Annotated in this window: 18 protein-coding genes and 1 pseudogene; 11 read left to right on the forward strand and 8 right to left on the reverse strand. The window is 61.9% G+C overall.

The genetic code is table 11. From position 1 onward, the window contains the following. Window positions 1–8 precede the first annotated feature (8 nt). The 3 genes from NKH37_RS08395 to NKH37_RS08405 all read left to right on the forward strand — a co-directional run bounded on the left by NKH37_RS08395 (window position 9) and on the right by NKH37_RS08405 (window position 3011). A complete protein-coding gene (locus tag NKH37_RS08395; protein ID WP_023718465.1) occupies window positions 9–1187 on the forward strand; it encodes a hypothetical protein in 1179 nt (392 codons plus the stop codon). Window positions 1188–1452: 265 nt separating this feature from the next. Beyond that, entirely contained in the window at window positions 1453–1704 is a 252-nt protein-coding gene (locus NKH37_RS08400) for a helix-turn-helix domain-containing protein (protein WP_023718464.1), read from the forward strand. After that, window positions 1704–3011: a type II toxin-antitoxin system HipA family toxin gene (locus NKH37_RS08405; RefSeq protein ID WP_352588798.1), complete on the forward strand. Its 1308-nt coding sequence runs from the start codon at window positions 1704–1706 to the stop codon at window positions 3009–3011. The genes NKH37_RS08400 and NKH37_RS08405 overlap by 1 nt, the downstream gene beginning before the upstream one ends. Before the next feature lie 89 nt (window positions 3012–3100). On the opposite strand, the gene NKH37_RS08410 is transcribed toward NKH37_RS08405, so the two are convergent. Continuing rightward, window positions 3101–3544: a MarR family winged helix-turn-helix transcriptional regulator gene (locus NKH37_RS08410; protein ID WP_352588795.1), complete on the reverse strand. Its 444-nt coding sequence runs from the start codon at window positions 3542–3544 to the stop codon at window positions 3101–3103. A 97-nt stretch (window positions 3545–3641) separates the two neighbouring features. On the opposite strand from NKH37_RS08410, the pseudogene NKH37_RS08415 reads away from it, so the two are divergent. Beyond that, window positions 3642–4405 (forward strand): annotated as a pseudogene (locus NKH37_RS08415) (FAD-dependent monooxygenase). Then, window positions 4339–5241 carry an FAD-dependent monooxygenase gene (locus NKH37_RS08420; RefSeq protein ID WP_353005261.1) on the forward strand — a complete coding sequence of 301 codons (903 nt, stop codon included), beginning with the start codon at window positions 4339–4341 and terminating at the stop codon, window positions 5239–5241. Before NKH37_RS08415 ends, NKH37_RS08420 begins: the two are co-directional and overlap by 67 nt. Window positions 5242–5456: 215 nt before the next feature. Here NKH37_RS08420 and NKH37_RS08425 read toward each other — a convergent pair whose 3' ends face one another. Next, window positions 5457–6281: a phosphatidylglycerophosphatase A family protein gene (locus NKH37_RS08425; RefSeq protein WP_352848349.1), complete on the reverse strand. Its 825-nt coding sequence runs from the start codon at window positions 6279–6281 to the stop codon at window positions 5457–5459. On the opposite strand from NKH37_RS08425, the gene NKH37_RS08430 reads away from it, so the two are divergent. Further along, window positions 6280–6906 carry a CDP-alcohol phosphatidyltransferase family protein gene (locus NKH37_RS08430; RefSeq protein ID WP_352549180.1) on the forward strand — a complete coding sequence of 209 codons (627 nt, stop codon included), beginning with the start codon at window positions 6280–6282 and terminating at the stop codon, window positions 6904–6906. The genes NKH37_RS08425 and NKH37_RS08430 overlap by 2 nt on opposite strands. A 53-nt stretch (window positions 6907–6959) precedes the next feature. On the opposite strand, the gene NKH37_RS08435 is transcribed toward NKH37_RS08430, so the two are convergent. From NKH37_RS08435 to NKH37_RS08460, 6 genes are all read right to left on the reverse strand, one after another. Next, a complete protein-coding gene (locus NKH37_RS08435; protein WP_352483658.1) occupies window positions 6960–7979 on the reverse strand; it encodes an LLM class flavin-dependent oxidoreductase in 1020 nt (339 codons plus the stop codon). A gap of 155 nt (window positions 7980–8134) precedes the next feature. Further along, entirely contained in the window at window positions 8135–8338 is a 204-nt protein-coding gene (locus tag NKH37_RS08440; protein WP_353005122.1) for a hypothetical protein, read from the reverse strand. A gap of 17 nt (window positions 8339–8355) precedes the next feature. Further along, window positions 8356–9498 (reverse strand): DegT/DnrJ/EryC1/StrS family aminotransferase, encoded by a 1143-nt coding sequence (locus NKH37_RS08445; protein ID WP_023718457.1) that lies wholly within the window; start codon window positions 9496–9498, stop codon window positions 8356–8358. 253 nt (window positions 9499–9751) lie between these two features. Next, the gene (locus NKH37_RS08450) at window positions 9752–10675 is read right to left on the reverse strand and encodes a carbohydrate kinase family protein (RefSeq protein ID WP_352483656.1); all 924 of its coding nucleotides are present in this window, start codon (window positions 10673–10675) and stop codon (window positions 9752–9754) included. Continuing rightward, window positions 10672–11118, reverse strand: coding sequence for an RbsD/FucU family protein (locus NKH37_RS08455; RefSeq protein WP_023718455.1), 447 nt, complete (start codon window positions 11116–11118; stop codon window positions 10672–10674). The genes NKH37_RS08450 and NKH37_RS08455 overlap by 4 nt, the downstream gene beginning before the upstream one ends. 2 nt (window positions 11119–11120) lie before the next feature. Then, window positions 11121–12350, reverse strand: coding sequence for an ROK family transcriptional regulator (locus NKH37_RS08460; protein WP_353005124.1), 1230 nt, complete (start codon window positions 12348–12350; stop codon window positions 11121–11123). A gap of 229 nt (window positions 12351–12579) precedes the next feature. Here NKH37_RS08460 and NKH37_RS08465 point away from each other — a divergent pair, with 229 nt between their 5' ends. The 5 genes from NKH37_RS08465 (at window position 12580) to glgB (ending at window position 20547) form a co-directional block, all read left to right on the forward strand. After that, window positions 12580–13596 (forward strand): sugar ABC transporter substrate-binding protein, encoded by a 1017-nt coding sequence (locus NKH37_RS08465; protein ID WP_023718453.1) that lies wholly within the window; start codon window positions 12580–12582, stop codon window positions 13594–13596. Between the two features lie 89 nt (window positions 13597–13685). Next, window positions 13686–14768 carry an ABC transporter permease gene (locus NKH37_RS08470; RefSeq protein WP_023718452.1) on the forward strand — a complete coding sequence of 361 codons (1083 nt, stop codon included), beginning with the start codon at window positions 13686–13688 and terminating at the stop codon, window positions 14766–14768. Continuing rightward, window positions 14765–15553 carry an ATP-binding cassette domain-containing protein gene (locus NKH37_RS08475; RefSeq protein WP_023718451.1) on the forward strand — a complete coding sequence of 263 codons (789 nt, stop codon included), beginning with the start codon at window positions 14765–14767 and terminating at the stop codon, window positions 15551–15553. The genes NKH37_RS08470 and NKH37_RS08475 overlap by 4 nt, the downstream gene beginning before the upstream one ends. A gap of 166 nt (window positions 15554–15719) precedes the next feature. Further along, window positions 15720–18188, forward strand: coding sequence for a glycogen/starch/alpha-glucan phosphorylase (locus tag NKH37_RS08480; protein ID WP_023718450.1), 2469 nt, complete (start codon window positions 15720–15722; stop codon window positions 18186–18188). Between the two features lie 145 nt (window positions 18189–18333). Beyond that, window positions 18334–20547 (forward strand): 1,4-alpha-glucan branching protein GlgB, encoded by a 2214-nt coding sequence (gene glgB, locus NKH37_RS08485; protein WP_352483653.1) that lies wholly within the window; start codon window positions 18334–18336, stop codon window positions 20545–20547. Window positions 20548–20559 lie beyond the last annotated feature (12 nt).

Genomic DNA, 20559 nt, shown 5'->3' on the forward strand with positions numbered 1-20559 from the left:
GATATCTTATGCAGCTTTCCATGTGGACCTACCCCTGGGATGTCCAGGATCTCGGTTTCGAGATGGTCGAACGCGATCTGGTCGAACGCGCGGGACTCAACATGATCAGCCTTGCTGCCTCGTATCATGCGGGACGCTTCCTTCAGCCGCGCAGCCCGCGCCGCAAAGCCTATTTCCCGGAGGACGGCACGATCTACTTCAAGCCAACCGCCGCGCGATGGGCCGACCTCGCAATTCAGCCCAAGGTGGCGGACGTGATCTCGCAGGGAGGCGACGTGCTTGGCGAGCTCGTCCGCAGACGAGACGCCAATGGGCTCGGTGTTTCGTGCTGGACGGTGTGCCTGCACAACACCCGCGCCGGCATGCTTTATCCGCAGGTGGTTACCCGAAATGCCTTCGGCGATCCCAATTATTACAACCTTTGTCCCTCGCATCCGGATGCGCGCGCCTATGTTCGCGCGCTGGTCGCCGACGTTACGCACACCTACAAGCCGGACAGAATCGAGCTCGAAAGCCCGTCATTCATGAGCTTCGCCCACGAATATCATCACGAGAAAGACGGTGTCGGGCTGACCGCGGAAGATGACTTCCTTCTGTCGCTGTGCTTTTGCCCGTCCTGCCTCGCCCGCGCCGCTTGTGCCGGCATTGACGGCGAGGCGGCGCGCAAACTGGTCAGAGGGTGGATCGTCGAGACCTGTGATCGTGCCGTTCCGGCACCGCGTTTTCCGGACTTTCCGAACGGTAGCTTCGATACCTTCCAGCCCTGGCCAGAATTATACGACTTTCTGCTGTGGCGGTTCGAGCCGGTGACCAGCTTGGTTGCCGAGCTGCGCGACGTTGCCGATCCGGGCACACGTGTCCTCATCATTGACCTGAAGGACGGCTGGTTGGGCGGCTGCGATCTGGCGGCTCTCGGCCAGGCTTGCGACGGCGCGATCCTGTGCGCCTACGATATGCAGGCCAGCGATGTCGCAGATCTGATGGCCACTGGCCGTGCCACGCTCGGAGCAGAGAAATTCCTTGGGACCGGTTACCGGCTGTTCCATCCGGAAATGGCAGGCCCGGACATTCTCGCCGCCAAAGTGAAACCGGCGCTGGCGGCGGGCGTCGATGGCATCAATTTCTACAATTACGGCCTTGTACCTGCCGCACGCCTCGATTGGGTGAGTGCCGCACGATCTGTGTGAACAATCGATCCACTGCCGACCCAATAGGCCTAATTTTGCCTCGAGCATTGCGCGTAATGGAGAGGCGTTCGGAGGACTTCCCGCATGGATCCTCGCATTGCTTTGGCCGGCGGCCAGCAGCCTAGCTGAAAATCGAGGCATGGCTGTGAGGGCCACGCGGGAGGGAGGCGGGTTATACGGTGGAGCGCATCTTCCAATTTATTCGCTCTAGCGCATATTGAAATCTATCTTCTGAGCGTATATCTCATAGCTGGAGAGGTACGCTGTGGACCAAATCGCCCGAACGCCTAAGCAACTCGGAGATGCCATCCGCCGGCGGCGCCGCAAGCTCGGCCTGAACCAGGCCACTGTCGGGGAGCACACGATGCTACGCCAAGCGACCATCTCGGCCGTCGAGAATGGAGCGCCCGGGACACAGCTCGGAACGCTTTGCGACATTCTCGCAGCGCTCGACCTTGAATTGGTTGTCCGCTCTCGGACCAGAGCAAAGTCGACTGAGATCGAGGACGTCTTTTGATGGCTCGTCCGCGGCGGCACCTCCCGCTCAACGTCTTCTTGAACAGCCGTCTCGTCGGGCGGCTGAATAGACAATCCAGCGGCGCGATCGATTTTCAGTATGATCCGTCCTGGCTTGCCTGGGAGCATGCGCTACCAGTCTCGCTATCTCTGCCCCTACGTGAAGATCGCTATATCGGTGCACCCGTCATTGCCGTGTTCGACAATCTCCTGCCCGACAGCATCCCGATTCGCCGCCGTATGGCTGAGCGTGTTCATGCCCGAGGGATAGACGCCCACGACTTGCTTGCCGCTGTCGGACGGGATTGTGTCGGCGCACTGCAATTCCTGCCGGATGATGTCGAGCCGGGCCCCGCCGGTATTGTCGACGGCAAACCCGTTGACGATATCGAAATTGCTCGTCTCGTCCGCGATCTGGCATCGGCCCCCCTCGGGCTGGGCGAGGATGAAGATTTCCGGATCTCGATCGCTGGCGCTCAGGAAAAGACTGCGCTCTTGTTCTGGAAAGGACGTTGGTACAAGCCGCTGGCGACGACTGCTACAACGCACATCCTCAAGCCACAGATTGGACGCTTGCCAAATGGCATCGACCTTTCCTTCAGTGTTGAAAACGAATTTTTCTGCCTCAAGATGACAGCCGCCCTGGGACTCCCGTGCGCCGTCGCCGCAATCGAGGAATTCGAAGGCAATCGCGTGCTCGTAGTCGAACGTTTCGATCGCCGATGGACGAGTGACAACCGTCTCCTGCGCTTGCCCCAGGAAGACTGCTGCCAGGCTCTGTCTGTGCCTCCGTCGCTGAAATACGAATCCGATGGCGGGCCTGGGGTTCCGGCTATCCTTGGTCTGATGAAGGGAAGCGACCAACCGGAGCTAGATCAAGCTGCGGTTCTGAAGGCCGTGGTCGCCTTTTGGCTGCTCGGCGCCACAGATGGACATGCCAAGAATTTTAGCGTCTTTCTTTCTCCCGGCGGCCGGTTCCGCATGACGCCGTTATATGATGTGATCTCAGCGCAGACCAGCCTTGATGCGGGACAGATCAGGCGCAACAAAATGAAGTTGGCGATGGCTATAGGCGACGCACGCCACTACCTTATCGATAGCGTCATGCCGCGCCATTTCATCCAGACCGCCGCCAAGGCAGGAATTGGTCCAAAACCCGTCACAGCGATCTTTGACGAGCTGCGCCAACGGGCGCTAGCGGCAATCGAACTGGTTTGTGCATCGCTCCCAAAGGGTTTCCCTTCGCAAGTCGCAGATGCCATTGGCAATGGGGTCAAAGCTCGCGTGCGCAGACTGGAAGAGGTGTGATGCTTAAGATCGAGGCACAACCAGACTGATAGCCATTGGGACGTCCAAATGATCTTCTTTTAGCAGCAGCAACGCCGCGCGGGATGTAATCAACCCACGGACTTGCCAGCCTGTAACTTTCTGACCAGGCCGATCAGCTGATCCAGGTCCGCGCGTGTAAGCGCAAGCATCTCCGCAGGGGGTTTGTGATATTCCCTTGTCAATTCCTCAATGGTTGCAACACCCTTGGCCGTAAGCTTGACACGTTTGACACGGCGATCGCTTGGCGACGGAACCCGTTCGGCGAGCCCCGCCTGCTCCAACCGGTCGACCAGCCAGGTCGCCGTCGAAGGGTCGCAGTGCCATTGAGCGGCCAATGCGCCGATCGGCTTGCCCGCATCTTTGTCGAGGGTGAAGAGGGCGCGCGAGTCGTTGGGCGTCAGACCCAATTTCTGCTGGATCGCCAACCGGTCCGGCGCGGACCGCATCAGGAAATCAAACACCAGGCGCCAAGCCTCGGTGGCGTGCTGCAAGCGGTCTTGGCCCGGTCCCATTCCACGCTCCTTCGTGTCTTGACACATATTTGGACCAATCATATGATTTGATCAATCAAAATATTTAAGTGATCAAATCAATGAGAGGAGATCCGAGATGACCAACACCACGGTTCTCGTCGTCGGGGGCGGCCTAAACGGTCTGACGGCGGCCGCCCTTTTGGCTCACAACGACATTCCGTGCGTCCTCGTCGAGCGCCATCCCGACACGTCAATCCAGTACAAATTTGCCGGCATTTCCCCGCGCAGCATGGAGATCTTTCGAAGCCTCGGCCTCGAGGAGGAGATTCGTGCAAATCGTACGGGGGACCAGCAGGCAGGCGCTATTGCGCGCGCCAGGAATCTCACCGATCCCGAGATTCAATGGGGCGGACCGGCGTGGCCGGATGCAAGTGCCCTCAGCCCCACGCAACCGGCGACGTGTGATCAGCACGTCCTGGAACCGATTCTGCGCCGCTACGCCGAGCGGAACGGTGCAGACATACGTTTCAGCAGGGACTGGTGGCTTTCGAACAGGATGAGAATGTCGTCCGCGCGGAAATTCGCGATATCGCGACCGGCGTAAAGGACGCCATCTCGGCCGACTATCTGATCGTCGCGGACGGTGCGAACGGCTCGATGCGAGAGAGGCTGGAGATCAGCCGCAGCGGGGCAGGCGGCCTTCAGCACTGGATAAATGTCGTCTTTGACACGGACATGCCTCCGACGATCGGCGGCAAGCGTTTCACGTCGTGCTTCGTGACGGACCTCAACGGGACCTTCCGCCCAGGGAGGGTGGACGATGGCTTCTGGCGATCCAATACTTTCCCGAAAAGGGCGAGAAACCCCAGGATTTTGATGAAGTCAGGTGCAGGGAACTGATCATACGAGGTGCGGGCCGGTCGGATATCACGACTAGGCTTGTCGATGTGCGCTCCTGGGAAGTGGCCGCGATGACAGCGCGCCAATTCCGCCGAGGCCGCGCGTTTCTTGTGGGGGATGCCGCACATGTGATGCCCCCAACAGGCGCTTTCGGTGGCAATTCAGGTATCCACGACGCCCATAACCTTGCCTGGAAGCTTGCGATGGTAACACGCGGGCATGCCGGTCCCTCGTTGCTGGATAGCTATGACATGGAGCGCCGGCCGGTCATCGAGGCTACGTTGGCGCAAGCGCTCGCCCGCCTTCAGAAATGGTTCGACGATCCGTCGAAGCGATTGCCTCCCCCAGTCGCGATCGTCGAGGATTACGACGTGGTATTTGGCCAACGCTACGCTGCAGGTGTCGTGGCTCAGGAAGCCACGCGGGACGATCACCCATTCCAAAAATCCACGGAGTTGTCGGGCCGCCCTGGCACGCGTTTACCGCATTTCGCGGTCGGGCGTGCCGGCCAGCGGATTTCGAGTCTCGATTTGTGCGATCGCGACCCTCTTCTCCTCTGCGCCGACGACGCATGGTGTCAGGCCGCTGACGCCGTAAGCCAGCGCCTCCGCATCCCGCTGACCTGCCACGCCTTGGGTGCCAATGGGGGTCTGATTGATTTGGACCATCGGTGGCCTTCCGCGCTCGGGGTTGAAAGCGGCGGTGCCGCCTTGGTCAGGCCGGACGGGTTTGTCGCGTGGCGGTCAACGCACGGTGTGCCTGATCCTGTACAGATGCTGATCGAAATACTTGACGGCTTGGGTTTCCGCACGCAGGCGTGCGAACATCATCAGTGAGCGGCGGATGCCTCCGGTCTTCCGGCACGACTTCCTTGCCGATGTCGTCGCCGGGAATGCCGGCGATGTTCAGCCGTTTGCCCGTCTCGTCATGCCTCCTTCCTACTCGTTGTCACCGAGTAGGGCCGCGCCAACCGCTTCGGTCCTCCCCTTGTGTCGCTAAACTCGCATGGACCATCGTGCTGGCCTTTGGCATTGGAGGCCGAATGTCGCCGTTACGGCAAATGATCAATCAACTCGTTCAGCAGGAGCAGCAACGCCCCAGCGACGACAGCCGCGGCCGCGTCGTCCAGCATGATGCCGGCCCCACCCCTTACCTTGTCATGCATGATACGGATGGGCCAAGGCTTGACGACGTCGAAAAACCGGAAAGCAAGGAAGCCTGTTGCCCACCAGAGTGGGTCGAGTGGCAGCATGGAAAGTGTCACGGCGGCGCCGAAGGTCTCATCGATGACGACGATTTGCGGGTCCTCCGTCCCGGTATGGGAGATAACATGCGATGACGCCCATACGCCGACGGCGAACAGGGCCGCATAGGCAAGCACCGTCAGCCAAGGCGATGCGGGTATCAGAGCCGCGGCAACAGCCACTCCAACCATTGCGCCGGCCGTGCCCGGCCATGTTGGAGATAATCCCACGCCGACAGAGGTCGCGAGCAGGTAGGCGAACTTGGGTAGAAATTTATGCATCGAGTTTCGGCCGGCTTCCGACGGGTCGCAAGCAATCATAGTCACATCGTTCGGGTGTTGCCGCCAGACCGCCACTCGATTTGCACAACCGTCACAAGGGCATCGCCCAAACCGTGAAATGCTGTCGGGCAGCTGTCGCTGCGACCGGAAGTTCTGTTTCGCCGTCAGCTTGGCGAGCACCTTAATCCGCCGGCCACATTCGCCAAACGAGATCGCTTTTGCGGCGAGTTGAGAACGTTCCTGAGCCCGGTCTCGGCCCGCATTGGCCAACTGAAACGGTGGCGATGGTGGAACAAACCCGCAAATTGCTGGTAAAGCTCCGTCAAACGACATCATCAGAGGAGCCGCCATGATCGCCGGTCTCATGAAAAGTCGCATCGACCCGCTATGGGAGCAGGCCGCCTCTCCGCTGATCGGGATCGGCATGACGCCGAACCAGGTTACGGCCAGCGGGCTCGTGCTCGTGGCTTTGTCTTCGGCCGCCTACGCGTATCACCATTCAAGTCTTGCCTTTGGCTTGTGCCTGGCGTTTGCCTTCAGCTTCGACGCGCTGGACGGTGCGGTCGCCCGCCGGACAAATATGAGCACCAAGGCCGGTGGCTATTTCGACGCTATCGTCGACCGTTATCAGGAATTGGCCGTCTTTGCGGCAATAGGCTGGGTCGCCGATCTGTGGGCGATCGCAATGTTCGCGTTCGCCGGCGGGATTCTCACCAGTTATGCCAAGGCGCGGACGGCGCTGGAAATCCCTGTGGAAAACCATGGTTGGCCGGATTTCTTCGAGCGGATGGAACGTCTGGTGTTCATTTGCGTGCTGCTCGCCGCCGACGGAGTCGCGACTGCCGTGGGCGCGGCTTCGCCCTGGATTCTGGCGGGCGGGTTCGCGCTGTACGCGGTGCTGGCCAACGCCACGGCCCTGCAACGGATCAGTCGCGCATTTGCGATGCTGAAACGAGCCGACGGGAAGCAGCCGTGAGATCGCTAGAACGCGAGCATCGTATTGACCGCCGTGGCTTCCCAACAAAGTCGTCAGCGCCAGCCCAAGCCCGGAGCGACATGGGTCAGGATCGCCTCGATGGCATGGACATTGTAGTCGACACCGAGCTGGTTGGGGACCGTGAGCAGCAGCGTATCGGCCTCAGCGATGGCTTCGTCGCCCTTTAGCTGCTCGATCAGGACGTCCGGCTCGGCGGCATAGGAGCGGCCGAACACGGCAAGCCTGTCTGCCTCGATATAGCCGAACTGATCTCCGCCCTGGTTGCCGCCGAAATACGCTCGGTCGCGATCGTCGACCAGCGCAAAAATGCTGCGGCTCACCGACACCCGCGGCTCGCGCGTGTGGCCGGCCGCCTTCCAGGCTTCGCGAAAAGCCTTGATCTGTTCGGCTTGCTGGATGTGAAACGGCTTTCCGCCTTCATCGAATTTGAGCGTGGAACTCTGCAGGTTCATCCCAAGTTTCGCCGCCCATTCTGCGGTGGCGTTTGTGGCGGCGCCCCACCAGATGCGCTCGCGCAGGCCCTCCGAGTGTGGCTCGACGCGAAGCAGGCCGGGCGGGTTGGGAAACATCGGCCGCGGGTTGGGCTGGGCAAAGCCTTTGCCCAGCAACACTTCGAGCAGCACTCCGGTGTGTCTGCGGGCCATGTCGGCATCGCTCTCGCCCTCTTGCGGGGCGTAGCCGAAGTACCGCCATCCGTCGATCACCTGCTCCGGCGAGCCGCGGCTGATGCCTAGCTGCAGACGCCCTCCGGCGATCAGATCGGCGGCGCCGGCGTCCTCGGCCATGTAGAGCGGGTTCTCGTAACGCATGTCGATCACCGCCGTGCCGATCTCGATTCGGCTGGTCTTCGCCCCAACCGCTGCGAGCAGCGGGAAGGGCGAGGCGAGCTGGCGGGCGAAGTGATGCACGCGGAAATACGCGCCGTCCGCACCCAGCTCCTCGGCGGCGACGGCCAGCTCGACGGACTGCAAAAGCGCATCGGATGCCGTCCGCGTCTGCGATTGCGGCGAGGGCGTCCAGTGCCCGAACGAGAGGAAACCAATCTTCTTCATGAAATAGCCAGCCTAGAGGGAAGACAGGTGCAGACTATGCTTCGGCGCAGAGCAAAGCATCCCGAAATCGGTACCGACGGCCCAGTTTGAGGTGAACGGTCCGTTGTTGATCAGCGATGCCGTCAATGGCGAGCCTGTTGCTGGCGCGAGCGCATCTAGGAAGGTGCCGCGAACGCGAGCGCTATCGCGATGAGGATCAACAGCGGCCCCATCCATTTAAAATGGGTTCCAAAGTTGGTCCACCATGCTTGCTGGCCGGGGCGAGCTTGGAACGGGTCCGCGAGAAATCCGAAGCCGATGCCAGCCATCCACAACCCGGCGCAGAACATGATGAACTCGTCGATGTAATCCGCGACCATGTTCCGCAACTTTCGAATTATGCCGCCGCCACGTGCGCCGAATTCGAGCCGATATAGTTACGGATCGTTTCGATGATCCGGTCCTGGTCGGCCTCGCTCAGATAGGGATGCATCGGCAGGCACAGGATGCGTTTCGGCAGCTCTTCCGAAACGGCAAGGCCGGTCGGCGTGCGCGGATAATCGCGATAGGCAATCTGGCTGTGCAGCGGTTTCACATAGTAGATGACCGACGGAATGCCCTTTTCACCGAGATGTGCCTTGAGCCCGTCGCGCTTCGGCGTTTCGATGGCGTATTGCGCCCAGGCCGAGCGGCCGCCGCCCAGATTGCGCGCCGTCTTGACTATATCGCCGAGACCTTCGGCATAGCGATTAGCGACCGCTTGCCGCGCCACCATCTCGTCCTCGAGGATGGCCAGCTTCTCGATTAGGATCGCCGCCTGCAGTGTATCGAGCCGTGAATTGATGCCGACGCGGACATTGTCGTATTGCGTTTCGCCCTTGCCGTGAAAGGCGAACGAGCGCAGCTGTTCGGCCAGCGCATCGTCATTGGTGAACATCGCACCGCCGTCGCCGTAGCAGCCGAGCGGTTTTGCCGGATAGAAGCTGGTCGAGCCGACGGTGCCGAACGAGCCGCACATCTTGCCGTCAGCCGAGCCGCCGGTCGCCTGCGCCGCATCCTCGATGACCATCAGGCCTTCGCGATTGGCGATGGCCATGATTGCTTCGTAATCGGCGGCGAGGCCGAACAGGTCGACGGGAATGATTGCCTTCGGCCTCAGCCGCCCCTCCGCCTTGATCATGGCGATTGCCGCCTCGAGGCTGGCGATGTCGATATTGTAGCTGTCAGCATCGACATCGACGAACACCGGCTCGGCCTTGGTCAGCGCCACCACTTCGGCCGTGGCGGCGAAGGTGAAGCTCGGCACGAATACCGCGTCGCCCGGGCCGATGCCGGCGGCAAACAGCGGCAACAGCAGCGCGTCGGTGCCGTTGGCGCAAGCGACCACGTGCTTGGTGCCGATATAGGCGGCGAGCTTGTTTTCGAATTCGGTGACCTGCGGTCCAAGAATATAACGACCTTCGTCGACGACGCGGTCGATTGCCGCCTTCAGCCTGTCGCGGATGCGTTCGCGCTGTGCGCCAAGATCGATGAACTGCATGTCGGCCTCAAACGGTTTTAGCCAGATAACCGGCCGCTGGTAGCAGACTTGGCACGGCCGAGAAAGCCGCAGGGCAAAGCCCTGAATTGCTCAAGTGTCGCAGCCTGTTACCTCTGGTTTCCGATCTGCCCTCTTAAACGCGGGAAAATCCGGGCTTCGGCATGCTTGATATGGGCTGCGCATCCCGCCCGCCAGGTTAGGCGAAACATAAAGTGATCGCCGGCAGGCAGTCCGTGAGGCGGTTGCCAGCCGGTCAGGCGAGTTCATGCCGCCATGGCGGATTGGCGCCGGCCCGCGAGACCGTCACCGCCGCGGCCTTGGCGCCGAGCGTCAGCGCCTTATGGATGGCTTCTTTCGGCAGGCCGGCGATTGCCGTCTTCGACAGCAGGCCCTGCTCGTGCAAGGAGGCAAGGATGCCGGCATTGAACGTGTCGCCGGCGCCGACCGTATCGACCACCTCGACCTTGTCCGGCACGACCGTGACCCGGTGCTGGCTGCTGTAACCAACCGCGCCCTCGCTGCCGTGGGTGACGACGATCAGCTTCGGGCCGCGGTCCAGCCAGTTGCGGACGACGTCCTCATGCGAGCCGGCTTCGTCGAACCAGTTCAAATCCTCGTCCGACAGTTTCACGATGTCGGCCATCGCCATCATGTTGCGGATGCGCCTGAGATGCCTGGCCTTGTCGGGAATGAAGTTTGGCCGGATGTTGGGGTCGAGCATCATCACGCGGCGCTCATGCTCACGTCGCATGAACTCCTCATAGGCCGATCCGGCCGGTTCCGAGATCAGGCTGATGGCGCCGAACAGCATGGCCTCGATCTCGCTGCCGAGCTCCGGCAGGTCCTCGATGGTCAGCATGCGCCCGGCGGTGTTCTCGTCATAGAATGTATAGGTCGCCTGGCCGTTGGTGAGCCGCACGAAGGCGAGCGTGGTCGGCCGCGGCGAGGTGTGCGCATAGGTGGAACTGACCTTGCTGGCCCCCAGCGCCTCCCTGAACTGCCCGCCGAACAGATCCGACGACAGGCCGGAGAAGAAGCCGGCCGGCGCGCCGAGTCGGCCGAGCGCAATGGCCGAGTTGAAGACGGCACCACCGACATAGGGGGCAAAGGCCGCTTCGCCCTCCGTCGTGGTGCGCGGCAGCATGTCGATCAGGGCTTCGCCGCAGCAGAGGATCATGAAGTCTTGCTTTCCGGCGGATAGATCACGCCCTTGCGAATGATGATGTTGGCGTAAAGCCGCGGCTCGCTCGTCGCGACGATCGCGTGCGCGGCCTTGACCCGTGCATAGAAGTCGGCGCCGGCAAGCGCAACCACCTTGCGGCCCGGCGCATGCCTGGCGCAGATCGCTTCAATCTCATGATGAACCGGATCGGCGAGCAGGGGATCGCCTTTAGCCGAGGCGCGAAACAGCGCCTGCGGCACGGCGTCGTCGACAGGCAACACGCTCAATACGGCATCCAGCACCGGGACGAGATGATGACCGTCGGCGCGGATCAGCCGCTGTGCCTGCTGTTCGGCCGGGTAGTTGCCGTCGACCAGCGCGATCTCGTCGCCATGGCCCATGGCGCGCAACATCGCCAGAAGCTCCGGGCCGAGCAGCGCCGGGATACCGATCAGCATGCTCAGAAGCTCCGGGAAATCGTGGTCGAGCCGATGAGGAAGCGCTCCGATAGCGGCAGACTGGCGCCACCCAGCGCCCGCGCATGGATGCCGACCGTTCCCTCGCGGACGGCCGGCAGCCTCAGGCCTTCGCCGTCGATCCTGCCGATGGCCTGGATGACGGCATCGACAAGCCGCCTGCGCACGGCGAGCGGCATCCATCCGTCGATCACCGCGGCTTCGAAATCGATGACGGACGACGCCGCAACGATGGCATAGGCGAGCGCCTGCGAGGCGCTGGCGATCCAGTCGTCAAGCTCGGCACCGATCTCGCCCCAGTCCCCCGGTGATGTCCACAGATGCGAGGCCTCGACGCCGCGTGCGTTGAGCGCCTTCTCCAGCGTGGCGATCGATGCAACGTCGATCAACTGCGTCGGCTTGCCGTCAGGCCCGGGCACTGGCATTGAGCCCAGCGCGCCGGCATTGCCGGTTGGGCCGCCAAACAGCCGGCCGTTCAGCACGATGCCGCCGCCGGCAAAGGCACCGATGTAGAAATAGACGAAATCGCGCGCCGCACCCGCCGCCTGGCCGAACACGAGCTCGGCGCCGCAGGCCGAGGTGGCATCGTTTTGCAGGTAGACCGGAAATTCGCATTGCGCCTGGATGTCGGCGCGGATGTCGCGATGGCGCCATTCGTCCATGATTTCACGCGGCGCGCCGGCGGTATCGGCCCAGTTCCACAATTCGAACGGCATGGCGATGCCAAGCCCGGCGATGCGCTTGTCCTGCGCAGGAGTGAGCTCGCCGCGCATCTTGTTCATGCCGCTCGTAACGAATTCCACCGTCTCGCGCGGCGCCGGATAGCGGTACGAATGCTGCAGCATCGAGCGCACATTGCCGAGGAAATCGATCAGCACGAGCTCGGCGCTGCGCCGGCCGATCTTCAGGCCGATGAAATAGGCGCCGTCGGGATTGAGCGCCATGGGTATCGAGGGCTGGCCAATCTTGCCGCGCAACGGCGCCTGGCGAACGAGCAGGTCGTCCTCCTCCAGCTCGCGCATGATGACTGATACTGTCTGCGCCGAGAGGCCAGTCATGCGTGCGATGTCGGATTTGGCCAGGCTGCCGTGCTGGCGCACCAGCGACAGCACCAGCCGCTCATTGTGGTCCCGCATGCCGCTTTGATTGGTGCCGCGGTGCAGGCGGCTTTCGGCCGCATCGGGCGAGCCGTGCCTTGTAATGCCGGTCTCCACCCCTGTTCCTCCCGTCGTTTCCCCTCAATGCTTTTGGTCTAGAGTGAGTGAACAATCCTGCGTTGTCAATAATAAATAAGAGTGATTTAATTATTGACAGTGCTGGCGGACTGGTGTCTCTTGAGATCGGCGTCGACACTGGCAGATTTCGTCGGACGCGCTGCAGATGCCGGTTGGCCGGCATCCTAAATGGTTCAATGGGAGGAAAATCGTGACCACGTCAAAACTGTTGAAATCCACCGTGTTTGCCGCGGCCGGACTGAGCCTGATGGCGTTTGCGTCGACGGCATCGGCCGCCGGGGTCGGCGCCTGCTTGATCACCAAGACCGACACCAATCCCTTCTTCGTGAAGATGAAGGAAGGTGCCGCCGCGAAAGCCAAGGAAATCGGTGTCGATCTGAAAGCCTATGCCGGCAAGGCGGAAGGTGACAATGAGGGCCAGGTTGCGGCGATCGAATCCTGCATCGCCGACGGCGCCAAGGGCATTTTGATCACCGCCACCGACACTGCGGCCATCGTGCCGGCGGTGAAGAAGGCGCGCGATGCAGGGGTGCTGGTGATCGCTCTCGACACGCAGCTCGAGCCTGCCGATGCCGCGGATGCGACGTTTGCGACCGACAATTTCAAGGCCGGCGAGCTTATCGGCTCCTGGGCAAAGGCTACCTTGGGCGACAAGGCCAAGGATGCGCACATTGCCTACATGGATCTGATCGCCAGCCAGCCCTCCGTCGACGTCCAGCGTGATCAAGGCTTCATGAAGGGCTTCGGCATCGACCTCGGCGATCCCAAGAAGATCGGCGACGAAACCGACGCACGCAACGTCTGTCACGATCTGTCGAGCGGCAATGAGGATGGCGGGCATACTGCCATGGAGAATTGCCTGCAGAAGGATCCGGATATCAACGTCGTCTACACCATCAACGAACCTGCGGCCGCGGGCGCCTACCAGGCGCTGAAAGCCGTCGGCAAGGAGAAGGACGTCCTGATTGTCTCGGTCGATGGCGGCTGCCCCGGTGTCAAGAACGTTGCCGAGGGCGTGATCGGCGCCACTTCACAGCAATATCCATTGCTCATGGCCTCGCTCGGCATCGAGGCGATCAAGACCTTTGCCGACACCGGCAAGAAGCCTGAGCCGTCGCCCGGTCTGAACTTCTACAACACCGGCGTCACGCTGATCACCGACAAGCCTGCCGCCGGCATCGAATCCATCGACACGAAGCAAGGCCTCAGCAAGTGCTGGGGTTGATTTGATCCCCTGATCGGCTCAACTTCAAAAGAACAATAGGGAATGTGGAGCGGTTTCGGCCGCTCCACATCACAGGCGGGGAGGCCGACTTGAGCGTCGAAACAACCAGGAGCAAGGGACCGCAGGAATTCGAGACGGTCCTGGCCGCTAGCGACGCCAGCGTCGCATCATTCGAGACGCATTCCCGCTCGACGTTGGAGAGCATCCAGCACCGCTTGCATAAAAGCCCGGCCATGGTGCCGCTGATCATCCTGCTCATCTCGGTGGTTCTGTTCGCAGTCGTCGTCGGCGGACGCTTCTTTTCTCCCTTCACCCTCACCCTGATCCTCCAGCAGGTGGCGATAACCGGCATGGTCGGCATCGCGCAGACACTGGTGGTGCTCACCGCCGGCATCGACCTGTCAGTCGGCGCCATCATGGTGCTGAGCTCGGTTGTTATGGGCCAGTTTGCCATGCATTACGGTGTTCCAGCGCCGGTCGCCGTTGCCATCGGGCTGCTTGTCGGCGCGATTTGCGGCTTGATCAACGGCATTCTCATCGCCTGGGTGAAACTGCCGCCCTTCATCGTGACGCTCGGCACCTGGTCGATCTACGCTGCCATCAACTTCATCTATTCCGGCAACGAGACCATCCGCAGCCAGGATCTCGAGGCGACGGCACCGCTGCTGCAGTTTTTCGGCGGCTCGTTCAGGATCGGCGGCGCAGTCTTCACCTATGGCGTGCTGTTGGTGCTGATCATGGGGGCAATTGCCTGGTACGTGCTCAATCACACCGCATGGGGCCGGCATGTCTACGCAGTCGGCGACGACCCGGAAGCCGCGGAACTGTCGGGGGTGCGCGTCAGCCGGATGCTGGTCACGGTCTATACCCTGACCGGCATCATTTGTGCCATCGCCGGCTGGGCCTTGATCGGACGCATCGGATCGGTCTCGCCGCAGGCCGGGCAGTTCGAGAACATCAATTCGATTACCGCCGTGGTGATTGGCGGCACATCACTGTTCGGCGGCCGCGGTTCCATCCTCGGGACCATCTTCGGTGCGCTGATCGTCGGGGTGTTCGCGCTCGGCCTCAGGCTTTGGGGGACAGATCCCCAATGGACGCAATTGTCTGTCGGCGCCCTTATCATCATCGCTGTTGGTATCGACCAGTGGATCAGGAAGATCTCGGCATGAACCAGACTCAGGAACCGATCCTTACCGCCCGCAGCCTGGTCAAACGCTACGGTCGCGTCACCGCCCTCGACAATGCCGATTTCGATCTCTATCCGGGCGAAATCCTTGCTGTCATCGGCGACAACGGCGCCGGCAAGTCGTCGCTTATCAAGGCGATTTCCGGCGCGGTCGTGCCCGACGAAGGCGAGATCCGGCTTGAAGGCAAGCCTATTGCATTCAAATCGCCGATGGAGGCCCGCGAAGCCGGCATCGAGACCGTCTACCAGAACCTGGCGCTGTCGCCGGCGCTGTCCATCGCCGACAACATGTTTCTCGGCCGCGAGATCCGCAAGCCGGGCTTTCTTGGCAGCTGGCTGCGCATGCTCGACCGTCCGGCGATGGAAAAGCGCGCCCGCGACAAGCTGACCGAACTTGGCCTGATGACCATCCAGAACATCAGCCAGGCGGTGGAAACTCTCTCCGGCGGTCAACGCCAGGGCGTGGCGGTGGCGCGCGCCGCGGCCTTCGGCTCGAAGATGGTCATCATGGATGAGCCGACGGCCGCGCTCGGCGTCAAGGAGAGCCGCCGCGTGCTCGAACTGATACTCGACGTCAAACGCCGAGGCCTGCCGATCGTGCTGATTTCACACAATATGCCGCATGTCTTCGAGGTGGCGGACCGCATTCACATTCATCGGCTCGGCCGTCGCCTGTGCGTCATCGATCCGAAGCAGTATACGATGTCCGACGCGGTCGCCTTCATGACCGGCGCCAAGGTGCCGCCGGAGGCGGCGCTGGCGGCCTGAACAAGAACTTGAGGCCCGCCGCTGAGGGCGCGGTGTTTCAATGCCAAATTGCCGCAGGGCAACCCGGCTTGCGGTCGCCTGAATCCATTGAACATCCGGTGGGATGCATTAGCATTGGCGGAGATGGTGAAAGCCGCATGATCCTGGCAACGTCACGAGAGGCAGCATGACGCGCGCGATGACAACCGAAGCTCCTCTGCCCACCCTCGAAAACCCGGATCCCAAGACGCTCGCCGACGAAGTCTTGCAGGCCCTCAAATACAGGGTCGGCAAGGGCACCAACGTTGCAACCCAGTACGATTGGCTCACCGCCTCGATCAAGGTTGTGCGCGACCGCATCGTCGATCATTGGATGCAGGCGACCCAAGAGGCCTACGCCCAGCAGGAAAAGCGCGTCTATTACCTGTCACTGGAATTCCTCATCGGCCGCTTGATGCGCGATGCCTTCTCCAATCTCGGCCTGATGGACAATATGCGCGAGGCGCTGTCGTCACTTGGCGTCGACCTCGACATCATTGCTGCGCTCGAACCGGACGCTGCCCTTGGCAATGGCGGCCTTGGCCGGCTCGCCGCCTGCTTCATGGAAAGCATGGCTACCGTCGATATCCCCGCGCATGGCTATGGCATTCGCTACGCCAACGGCATGTTTCGGCAGGAGATCCATGACGGCTGGCAAGTCGAACTGCCCGAGACATGGCTCGATCACGGCAATCCTTGGGAGTTCGAACGCCGCGAACGCTCCTTCGAGGTCGGCTTCGGCGGCTCGGTGGAATCGATCACCTCGAAGGATGGCAGGCTCGAGCGCCATGTCTGGAAGCCGACCGAACATGTTCTGGCCGTTGCTTACGATACCCCGGTGGTTGGCTGGCGGGCCAACCGCGTCAACACGCTGCGTCTGTGGTCCGGCATGCCGGTCGATCCGATCCTGCTCGACAAGTTCAACGCCGGCGATCACATCGGCGCGCTCGCCGAGAGCAACAAGGCCGATGCGCTGTCGCGCGTCCTTTACCCGGCCGATTCCCACAAGGCAGGCCAGGAGTTGCGGCTCAGGCAGGAGTATTTCTTCTCCACCGCCTCGCTGCAGGACATCCTTCAGCGTCATCTCAGCCAGTATGGCGACCTGCAATCGCTGCCCGACAAGGCGGCGATCCATCTCAACGACACCCATCCGGCCATCGCCGTCCCCGAGCTGATGCGCCTGTTGATGGATGTCCACGGCATGGATTTCGACCAGGCGTGGAGCATCACCAAGCGCACCTTCGGCTACACCAACCACACGCTGCTGCCCGAAGCGCTGGAAAGCTGGCCCGTGCCGCTATTCGAGCGGCTGTTGCCGCGCCACATGCAGATCGTCTACGCCATCAACGCCGAGGTGCTGCTCGAGGCGCGCGTCTCCGACCAGTTCTCGGACGAGCAGATCAGCCGCATCTCGCTGATCCAGGAAAATGGCGATCGCCGCGTGCGTATGGGCAATCTGGCCTTTGTCGGCTCGCACTCGATCAACGGCGTCTCGGCACTGCATACGGAATTGATGAAGGAGACGGTGTTTGCCGACCTCCACAGGCTCTACCCGGATCGCATCAACAACAAGACCAACGGGATCACACCGCGGCGCTGGCTGATACAGTGCAATCCCGGCCTCACGGCACTCACCCGAGAGGCGATCGGCGACGGCTTCCTCGACGACATCGACGAGATAAAGCTGCTCGATCCTTTCGCCGAGGACGCTGCCTTCCGCGACAAGTTCGCCGCTGTCAAACGGGCGAACAAGACGAGGCTTGCCAATCTCGTTGCCGACCGGCTCGGCATCAAGGTGGACCCCTCGGCGCTGTTCGACATCCAGGTCAAGCGCATCCACGAATACAAGCGCCAGCTCTTGAACATTCTCGAAGCGGTCGCGCTTTACGACCAGATCCGCTCGCATCCGGAGCGCGACTGGATGCCCCGCGTCAAGTTCTTCGGCGGCAAGGCGGCGCCCAGCTATCACAACGCCAAGCTGATCATCAAACTTGCCAACGACGTCGCCCGGGTCATCAACCGCGACCCGGCGGTGCGCGGCTTGCTGAAAGTGGTGTTCGTGCCGAACTACAATGTCAGCCTAGCCGAGATCATGATGCCGGCCGCCGATCTTTCGGAGCAGATATCGACCGCCGGCATGGAAGCGTCCGGCACCGGCAACATGAAGTTCGCGCTGAACGGCGCGCTGACCATCGGCACGCTCGACGGCGCCAATGTCGAGATCAAGGAATGCGTCGGCGACGACAACATCTTCATCTTCGGCCTGACCACTGATGAGGTCGCCGAGCGGCGCAACAATGGTTACGATCCGCGCGCCGTAATCGAGGGATCGCCTGAATTGGCGCAGGCGCTTGCCGCGGTTTCGTCCGGGGTCTTTTCGCCTGACGATCCGGACCGTTATCGCGACCTGATCAACGGCCTTTACCAGAGCGACTGGTTCATGGTCGCTGCGGATTTCGATGCCTACGCCGCCACCCAGCGCGACGTCGATGCCGTCTGGCGCAACAGCCCGGACTGGTACGCCAGAGCCATCCGCAATGTCGCCCGCGTCGGCTGGTTCTCGTCCGACCGCACGATCCGCCAATATGCGAAAGACATCTGGCACGTGCCCGCCTGATGTGATTGCATGAGACCAGGAACAATGTGGCCCTAGTGGAGTGATTTGACCTTCGCATCCCTTGGAAGGTCAGGCGGCCTGCGACTGTCGAATTCAAAACTTCACTAGAAACACGCACTTGGTGCCCGAGGAGGGACACTGCCTGATGAGCAAGCCGCGCGCGACCGTTGCGACAAGCGGGCCGGACGGACTGGCGCCAGCCGGCGATGTCGCGGCGATTGTCGCCGGCACGCATGGCGACCCGTTCTCCGTGCTTGGCGTGCATGAGGCGGGGAAGGGCTTTGTCGGCCGCTGCTTCGTCCCTCATGCCGAGTCCGTCACCGCCTATACGCTGACCGGCAAGAAGGCCGGCGAGCTGTCGAGACGCGACGATCGCGGCTTCTTCGAGGGCAAACTGTCGCTGCGCAAACGCCAGCCGCTGCGCTATCACGCCAGGAACGCCGGCGGCGACTGGTGGCTGACCGATCCATATTCCTTCGGCCCCGTGCTCGGCCCGCTGGACGACTATTACATCGCCGAAGGATCGCATCTCAGGCTGTTCGACAAGCTCGGCGCTCATCTCATCGACCATGAGGGTGCATCGGGCGTACATTTTGCGGTGTGGGCGCCCAATGCAAGGCGTGTCTCGGTGGTCGGCGACTTCAACGAGTGGGACGGCCGCAGGCACACCATGCGCGACCGCCGCGATACCGGTATCTGGGAGCTGTTCATTCCCGACATCGGCGCCGGCCGCCCTTATAAATACGAGATCATCGGGCCGGATGGCGTGAGATTGCCGCTCAAGGCAGATCCGTTCGCCTTCAAATCCGAACTGCGCCCGGCTACCGCCTCGGTGACGGCGCTGCCGCCGGTGCATGAATGGGGCGACGAGGCGCACCGGAACTACTGGCGCAATGCCGACCACAGGCGCGAGGCCGTATCGATCTACGAGGTCCATGCCGGCTCATGGCGGCTTCACGACGACGGCAGCTTCCTGTCATGGGACGAACTCGCCGACCGGCTGATCCCCTATGTGGTCGAGACGGGTTTCACCCACATCGAATTCATGCCGATCTCCGAACACCCCTATGACCCGTCCTGGGGCTACCAGACGACCGGTCTCTATGCGCCGAGCGCCCGCTTTGGCGATCCGGACGGTTTTGCCCGCTTCGTCGACGGTGCCCACCGCGCCGGCATCGGCGTCATCCTCGACTGGGTGCCGGCGCATTTCCCGGTTGACGAACACGGTCTGGCAAAGTTCGACGGCACCGCACTCTACGAACATGCCGATCCGCGCAAGGGCTTCCATCCCGACTGGAACACCGCGATCTACAATTTTGGTCGTCGCGAGGTGGTCTCGTTTCTTGTCAACAATGCGCTGTTCTGGGCAGAGAAATATCACGTCGACGGTCTGCGCGTCGATGCGGTCGCCTCGATGCTTTATCTCGATTATTCGCGCAAGGCTGGTGAATGGATTCCCAACGAGAGGGGCGGGCGCGAGAACCTGGAAGCGGTCAGCTTCCTGCAACGGATGAACAAGGAGGTCTACGGCCACCATCCGGGTGTGATGACCATCGCCGAGGAATCGACCTCGTGGCCGAAAGTCTCGCAGCCGGTGCACGAGGGCGGACTGGGCTTCGGTTTCAAGTGGAACATGGGCTTCATGCACGACACTCTGGAGTATTTCTCCAAGGAGCCGATCTTCCGCAAGCATCACCACAACGACATCACCTTCGGCCTGGTCTACGCCTTCAGCGAGAACTTCGTGCTGCCGCTGTCCCATGACGAGGTGGTGCACGGCAAGGGAACGCTGCTTAACAAGATGGCCGGCGACGACTGGCAGAAATTCGCGACGCTGCGCGCCTATTACGCCTTCATGTGGGGCTATCCCGGCAAGAAGCTGTTGTTCATGGGCCAGGAGTTCGCGCAACGCCGCGAGTGGAGCGAGGCGCGCGCGCTCGACTGGAACCTGCTCGATTTCCGGCTCCACCGTGGTGTCTGGCAGACGGTGCGCGATCTCAACTATCTCTACCGCTCGCGCCCGGCGCTGCATGCCCGCGACTGCGAGCCGGAGGGCTTTTCCTGGCTGATCGTCGATGACAGCGCGAATTCGGTGTTCGCTTGGCTGCGCAGCGCGCCGGGCGGCAACCCGGTCGCCGTCATTTCCAACTTCACGCCGGTGCCGCGCGACAATTACCGCGTGCCGTTGCCGCAGACCGGAAAATGGCGCGAGATCATCAACACCGACGCCACGGACTATGGCGGTTCCGGCAAGGGCAACAGCGGCCTCGTCGAGGCTCGGGCGGAAGGAGGAGGCATTTCGGCGACGATGCTTTTGCCGCCGCTGTCGACGATCATGCTCGAATTCGTCCCGGACTGAGCTATGTCTGGA

It is taken from the genome of Mesorhizobium sp. M1217 (assembly GCF_040318275.1).
GTDB lineage: Bacteria > Pseudomonadota > Alphaproteobacteria > Rhizobiales > Rhizobiaceae > Mesorhizobium.